Origin of the sequence: Methanobrevibacter sp. (genome assembly GCF_050872065.1) — an archaeon.
Lineage (GTDB): Archaea > Methanobacteriota > Methanobacteria > Methanobacteriales > Methanobacteriaceae > Methanocatella.
In genome coordinates, this window is record NZ_JBNMGD010000063.1 from 1 (window position 1) to 6,236 (window position 6,236).

Below are 6,236 nucleotides of genomic sequence, written 5' to 3' on the forward strand. Positions count from 1 at the left end.
AATTAAATTAATGTCTCAATGAATTTTTTAACATATTTATCACAAAATTCCCAAGTATGTTCTCCAGAATCTTGAATAAAGTTAGCATTAACATTTCTTGATTTCAAAAACTCATAAAAATCAACATTTTTATCATATAAGAAATCATCAACACCACAAGCCATAAATATGTCCGGAACATCATCGCAGGAATCAATTAGATATTTTGGATCTTTGTCTGAATTTTTAACTTCATCCAGACTACCAAAACATGATTCATAAAATGCTCTGGAACGCAACACATTGCTGTCATCCTCATAACTAGCTATTTCGTCAGTAATCAAAGCCGCTGAAATCATTCCAATTTTTGAAAAGTTATGTGAATATTTCAATCCATTCCTAATAGCTCCATAGCCACCCATTGAAAATCCTGCAATAAATGTATCTTCCCTTCTATGAGATAACGGAAAAATATTCCTTGTAATGTCCAATAATTCCTGTCCAACATACTCCCCATAATAAGCATGAGCTTGTCTGTTATCTACATAAAAACTGTTATCACCACAAGGAATCACAATAGCTATTCCTTTATCTTCTGCAAATTTCTGAATAGATGTATTTGCAAGGAATATGTCATCACTGCCATACAATCCGTGTAGCAAATACAATGTTTTATAAGGCTGTGGAATGATTTCTTCTGAGTCACTTAAAAAATGCATATTATCCGCAGGCAATATAACACTAATTGAGGTACGCCTTTGTAAACTTTTACACTTAATATCTCCTCTAAACAATACCATCCAATCACCTATGTCCACAATTCTGTTATAAACATTGGACTTGCATCATCTGCCTTCTCAAATCCGCAGTACTCATAGAATTTAGTTTCCTCATCATAAGCAACTACTAAAATACGCATATAGTCTTTATAATGAAGTTTAATCCTATTTACTAATTCTTTTCCTATTCCTTTTAACTGGTATTCAGGTTTTACAAGCAAATAATGGACATACGCATTCATTATCCCATCATCCATAGCACTTATCAAGCCAACAAGTTCATCGCCATCCCATGCAGAAAAGACAGTGCTGAAGTTTTTCATTGCTATTACCAATTTATCCGGAAAATGACCTGATGACCATTCTACAGACAAAAACAACTCTTCAAGTTCCCTTTTGCTGAAATTATGTGTATTCTTATATACTATTCCATCCATTAAATCACCCTATATTCTGTCCATTTATTTGAAAAGTATCTGTAAATATAAATCGCAGCCCTTACATACCAATCGATAAACATTGCAATCCATGTTCCAAACACTCCAATACCCATCCAATCAGCAATTACATATGAAAGAGCTATTCTACATGTAAACATTACAACTAAACTGATATACATTACTGATTTTGAATCACCTGCACCTCTAAATGTAGAAGGTAATGTAAAAGCAAGTGGCCAGATTATAATAGCAAATATTCCATGCCAAATAATCATTTCAGTTGTCATGGCAGAAGTTTGGGCAGACAACTGATAGACATCCAGTATATATGGCAATATAGTGAATATAATCAAGTTAATTATAATATGACAAATAAAAACAATTAGTAAACATTTTTTATTATAATATCTGGCTTGTTCATATTCATTGGCACCTACACATCTTGAAATTACAGCAGTTAAACCTAAATTAATTGCAAAACCCGGCAATACTGAAAATATTCCTACTGTATAACCTACAGAATTTGCAGCAATTGCCATTGTTCCAAATGTTGAAACAATGCTTAAAACTAATACTCTTCCCAATTGGAATAAACCATTTTCAATACCTAAAGGAATGCCAACTTTCAAAACTTTCCTAAGTATCTTAAAATCAAATTTATGCTTTAATGTTTTTTTAATATGTAATTTGTAATCTTCATCAACGATGAAATACAATATTAAAATTGCGGCCAGTGCCCTTGAGATTACTGTCGGAATAGCAACACCACGAACATCCCAACCTAAATAATAAATACAAATCGCATTACCTACAACATTTAATATGTCACATACAAGAAGTATTTTCATTGGCAATGATGCATTATTAGTTGTTCTAAAAATAGCAGCACCTGCATTGTAAATAGCTAAAAATGGAATTGATAAAGCTACAATAAATAAATATTTATCAGCATTTTGCCAAACATCTGCTTCAATTTGACCAAATAAAATTCCTATTAAAAATTGTCTTAAAATAATGACAAAAAGCATTAATATGACTGATAAAATAGTTGAAAACCAAACCAGCTGGTCGGCAGAATCCTGAGCCTTATCAATTTGCTTATTTCCCAAATATTGTCCAGCTACAACAGCTCCTCCCGTTGCAAGAGCTGAAAAAGAAAAAATAAGAAGCTGAATTAAAAAATCAACTAAAGAAACCCCAGAGATTGCTGCTTCACCCAATGATGCAACCATTAAAGAATCTGCAAATCCTACAAAAAATTCTAAAGCATATTCTATTAAAAGAGGTATAAATAAAGCAAATAATGCTTTATTTGAATAAATATACCCTTCAGGAGTTTTAAATATATTCATAATTTATCTTATAAAATTTGTGCGAGGTTTATCCTCTTCAGTTACAGTTAAACCTTTTTTGCTACCTTCCTCAAAACATTGCATGAAAAATGCCATATTGTGTGCTAATTGCCTCATAGTTCCTAATCCTTCTTCATCTTGGAGAACTTCTTCAGGAGTGTTTCCATGAACCATATTCCAATAGAATGATGAAATAATAGGCATTTGAGAAATTCCTAAGTATTTAATTAATTGATCATAAGTCGCAGTAGTACCTGCTCTTCTTGCAGAACATATGACTGCTCCAGGTTTGTGCTTGAATGCTGCAGCACCATCCCCATGTGAATTTGAGTAAAATGCTCTGTCTAAAAATGAAACCATTGAACCGTTTGCACCTGCATAATAAACAGGTGAACCAAATACAAATGCATCAGCATCATATGCTTTTTCAACAAATTCATTGACAACATCACCGTCAAATGTGCATTTTCCTAATTCCCTACATTTATGGCAAGCCACACATCCAGTTATTGGTTTTGTTTTAATCCAAAATATTTCAGTTTCAATATCATGAGCATTTAAAGTTTTTGCAACTTCAGTTAATGCAGTATAAGTACATCCTTTTTTGTTTGGACTTCCATTTACTAATAATACTTTCATTTTAAAAATCTCCATCAATTAATCTTTGCATTAATTTATATCCTTCTTTTTTAGTTACAGATCCTTTAAGAACAGCTACTTCATCAAATGCATCACATTCATCACCAGGCATGTCAGTAGCATACATAATCACCGGCACATCATCACGAGTGTGTGTTCCAACATCAATTGGTGTTGGATGATCAGGCAATATTGCTGCTCTGTAATCCTGGCCATCTAAACTATCTAAAATAGGTCCAACAATGAATTTATCGATTTGTTCAATTGCTTTTACTTTTTCATCAAGTAATTGTGCATGTCCTGCTTCATCAGGTGCTTCTATATGGATAAACAATACGTCATTTCTTTTTAATGCATCGATTCCATATTTCCCTTTTGCTTCGTAATCGGTATCGAAAAATCCAGTAGCACCAGGCACGTCAATGATTTCCATTCCTGCGAATGTTCCAATTCCTTTAAGTAAATCTACACCAGTGATTACTGCTGCATCAAGACCATATGTTTTTTTGAAGTTAGGTAATTTTGGAGTTACGCCTTGTCCCCATAGCCAAACCATATTAGCTGGAATTTCTCTTTTTTGATTGATTTCATGGTTCTGCAAGAATTCTTTTGACTCAAACATTATAGATTGAATTTCCTCTGCTAATTCGCAACCGCCAAATAAGTTATCAGCAATATCTTCACCGGAAATATCATGAGGAGGCATAGTCTTTATGCTTGATAAAGTTTCTGCATCTTCCACATTATCACAGGAATAAACAAACAAATGTCTATAGCTAATTCCAGTATAGAATTTTCCTTTAAAATCAGGATATTTATCCTGAAAATATTTGTTTAGTCCTTTGAGCAATACATCAGCTTCTTCAGTTGTGATATGGCCTGCATTGAAATCTTCCATTTTTCCATCTTTTTCAAAAATGGTATTGCATCTGAAAATTACATCACATGGTGTGGTTTCGATTCCAACACTGCCTGCTTCAAGAGGTCCACGGCCAGTATAGTAATCTGAAGGATTAAATCCAAATATGCTCATATTAGCTACATCTGAACCTGGAGTATATCCCTCAGGAACATTATTAGTTAATCCACCATATCCTGCTTTAGCTAATTTATCAATGTTTGGAGTATTAGCTACTTTTAAAGGAGTTTGACCGTCAATTTCATCTAATGGAAGGTCGCTAGAACCATCTAGAATAAATATTACATATTTCATGCTATCAAAAAAAAGTAAAAAAAATAATTAGTTTTTATTTTTTAAAATACTAATTAAATCAGTCAACATCGCAGAAGCAGTTTCAAGAGATCCTGCTCCAAGTCCAATTACGGATACTTCATCAGCTAAATCAGTTTTGATTGTAGCCATGTTTAATGTTCCGCTTACATCGTAGGAACTTCCTCTTTTAACTAAACGAGGAGATACCTGTAAATTATCAGGAGATATTTCAGCTATTAATTTAATTAAATAATCTCCTTTTTTAGCAAGTTCAATTGCATAGGAATTAATTTTTGAAATACCTTCAACTTTAACATCACTATAAGTTGCATCAATTCCTAAAAGTGAATTTGCAAGAATTACAGTTTTACATGCTGCATCAATACCTTCAACATCTTGTGTTGGGTCTGTCTCAGCAATTCCTAAATCCTGGGATTCTTTAAGGATAACTTCATAATCTGAACCCTCAGAGGTCATTCTTGATAAAATATAATTAGTGGTACCGTTTAAAATACCTTTGATTGATTTAATTTCACATGATGCTAATGTATCTTTTGTGAAATTAATAATTGGCATTGATCCACCGACACTAGCTTCGTATTTGAATTCTACACCTGCTTTTTCTGCTGCATCAACAACTTCTCTGAATTTAAGAGCTAAATGTCCTTTGTTAGATGTTACTACATCTTTTCCTTGTTCAAATGCTTTATATGTTAGTGAAAGTGCAGGTTCTGCATCAACGATATTTGTAGGAGTTGCTTCAATAAGACAATCGTATTCAACAGCGTCTAAAACATCTGCACCGTTTATATCAGACCCGAATTCAGGGTATGCTGATAATTTGCCATCTTCTTTTTTTGTTTTTAAAAGTAATTCTTCATCCAATCCGTCCTGTGAGATTGCAGATGAAGATGAATCCGCTGCAGCGACAACTTTAACGTTCACTCCAGTTTTATCTTTAATTAAATCTCTTTTCATGGAAATTGCATTAGCTACACCTTGACCTACTGAACCAAATCCCATGATAATGACTTTACATTCATCCATAATAATCCCTTATACCTCATTAATCACTAACAATTCTTTTTCCTGTGCAATTTCTGCAATCTTATCAAATACACTCTGTTTTAAACCAATATCTGCTTCAATATTAATTAATGCAGTGGATTCTTCCTCACCATTTAATTTAACATCAAATGCAGTGATTACTACACCTTCAAGATTATTAATCTTATCCATAGTATCCCTGACATCACTGTCAACAATATGGCCATGCAAAATTGTAGTAATTGTTTCTTTTCTAACAACACCATCCATTTCAATAATGGTGAATCCTAATTCTTCAAATCTTTTTACTACATTCTTAAGGTTTTCAAGTTCGCCCTCAATGGTAAGTTGAACCGGAACCTTACCATGCTCATTTTTATAGTCCCTTTTATGGATAACAGTAACTAAATTAGCACCAAGAGCACTTATTGGTTCCAATACTTTAATAAGTTGTCCCGGAACATCTAAAAGTTCAAGAACTAAATCCATTCTCATTTAAATCCCTCTTAAGCTGTCCAATCTGCTTTTTTAACTATGAGATTTCCATCCTTGTCAATTCTTGCATTCCTTAAAATTTTTTCAGAATTCTTCTCTTGTGATTTATCTTCACGTGTTAAATTTAAATTATCAGTAATATACCAGGTTTCATCTGAATCAGGAATGTCTTCTAAAATTTTTGAAAATTTTTCTATAATATCTTCTGCATCTTTTTCGATTGTCATAATATAAACTCCTAATAAGTAATAATATAAATATTATATCTTTCAATATTAATAAAGTTAAAGAT

At 32.6% G+C, this 6,236-nt stretch carries 8 protein-coding genes; all 8 read right to left on the reverse strand.

Annotated features, from left to right (window positions below; genetic code table 11):
• Positions 1-2: 2 nt before the first annotated feature.
• From ACR0P1_RS07350 to gatC, 8 genes are read right to left on the reverse strand one after another with little or no spacing between them, the layout of a single operon-like run.
• The gene (locus ACR0P1_RS07350; RefSeq protein WP_432645755.1) at positions 3-779 is read right to left on the reverse strand and encodes an alpha/beta hydrolase; all 777 of its coding nucleotides are present in this window, start codon (positions 777-779) and stop codon (positions 3-5) included.
• Between the two features lie 8 nt (positions 780-787).
• A complete protein-coding gene (locus tag ACR0P1_RS07355; protein WP_432645756.1) occupies positions 788-1,195 on the reverse strand; it encodes a GNAT family N-acetyltransferase in 408 nt (135 codons plus the stop codon).
• Positions 1,195-2,550, reverse strand: coding sequence for an MATE family efflux transporter (locus ACR0P1_RS07360; protein ID WP_432645757.1), 1,356 nt, complete (start codon positions 2,548-2,550; stop codon positions 1,195-1,197). The genes ACR0P1_RS07355 and ACR0P1_RS07360 overlap by 1 nt, the downstream gene beginning before the upstream one ends.
• Positions 2,551-2,553: 3 nt before the next feature.
• Entirely contained in the window at positions 2,554-3,189 is a 636-nt protein-coding gene (locus tag ACR0P1_RS07365) for a flavodoxin family protein (RefSeq protein WP_432645758.1), read from the reverse strand.
• Position 3,190: 1 nt separating this feature from the next.
• Positions 3,191-4,402: a cofactor-independent phosphoglycerate mutase gene (locus ACR0P1_RS07370; RefSeq protein ID WP_432645759.1), complete on the reverse strand. Its 1,212-nt coding sequence runs from the start codon at positions 4,400-4,402 to the stop codon at positions 3,191-3,193.
• 27 nt (positions 4,403-4,429) lie between these two features.
• Positions 4,430-5,449 carry a homoserine dehydrogenase gene (locus ACR0P1_RS07375; RefSeq protein ID WP_432645760.1) on the reverse strand — a complete coding sequence of 340 codons (1,020 nt, stop codon included), beginning with the start codon at positions 5,447-5,449 and terminating at the stop codon, positions 4,430-4,432.
• 9 nt (positions 5,450-5,458) lie between these two features.
• On the reverse strand, positions 5,459-5,944 hold the full coding sequence (locus ACR0P1_RS07380) for an amino acid-binding protein (protein WP_432645761.1): 486 nt from the start codon (positions 5,942-5,944) through the stop codon (positions 5,459-5,461).
• An 11-nt stretch (positions 5,945-5,955) separates the two neighbouring features.
• Positions 5,956-6,171 (reverse strand): Asp-tRNA(Asn) amidotransferase subunit GatC, encoded by a 216-nt coding sequence (gatC, locus tag ACR0P1_RS07385; protein ID WP_432645762.1) that lies wholly within the window; start codon positions 6,169-6,171, stop codon positions 5,956-5,958.
• Between the last annotated feature and the right edge of the window lie 65 nt (positions 6,172-6,236).

What these genes read in the sequence shown, in the direction of transcription:
- ACR0P1_RS07370 (WP_432645759.1), bottom strand. Translation starts at nt 4,402, where the DNA reads ATGAAATATGTAATATTTATTCTAGATGGTTCTAGCGACCTTCCATTA.
- ACR0P1_RS07375 (WP_432645760.1), bottom strand. Translation starts at nt 5,449, where the DNA reads ATGGATGAATGTAAAGTCATTATCATGGGATTTGGTTCAGTAGGTCAA.
- gatC (WP_432645762.1), bottom strand. Translation starts at nt 6,171, where the DNA reads ATGACAATCGAAAAAGATGCAGAAGATATTATAGAAAAATTTTCAAAA.
- ACR0P1_RS07355 (WP_432645756.1), bottom strand. Translation starts at nt 1,195, where the DNA reads ATGGATGGAATAGTATATAAGAATACACATAATTTCAGCAAAAGGGAA.
- ACR0P1_RS07365 (WP_432645758.1), bottom strand. Translation starts at nt 3,189, where the DNA reads ATGAAAGTATTATTAGTAAATGGAAGTCCAAACAAAAAAGGATGTACT.
- ACR0P1_RS07380 (WP_432645761.1), bottom strand. Translation starts at nt 5,944, where the DNA reads ATGAGAATGGATTTAGTTCTTGAACTTTTAGATGTTCCGGGACAACTT.
- ACR0P1_RS07360 (WP_432645757.1), bottom strand. Translation starts at nt 2,550, where the DNA reads ATGAATATATTTAAAACTCCTGAAGGGTATATTTATTCAAATAAAGCA.
- ACR0P1_RS07350 (WP_432645755.1), bottom strand. Translation starts at nt 779, where the DNA reads ATGGTATTGTTTAGAGGAGATATTAAGTGTAAAAGTTTACAAAGGCGT.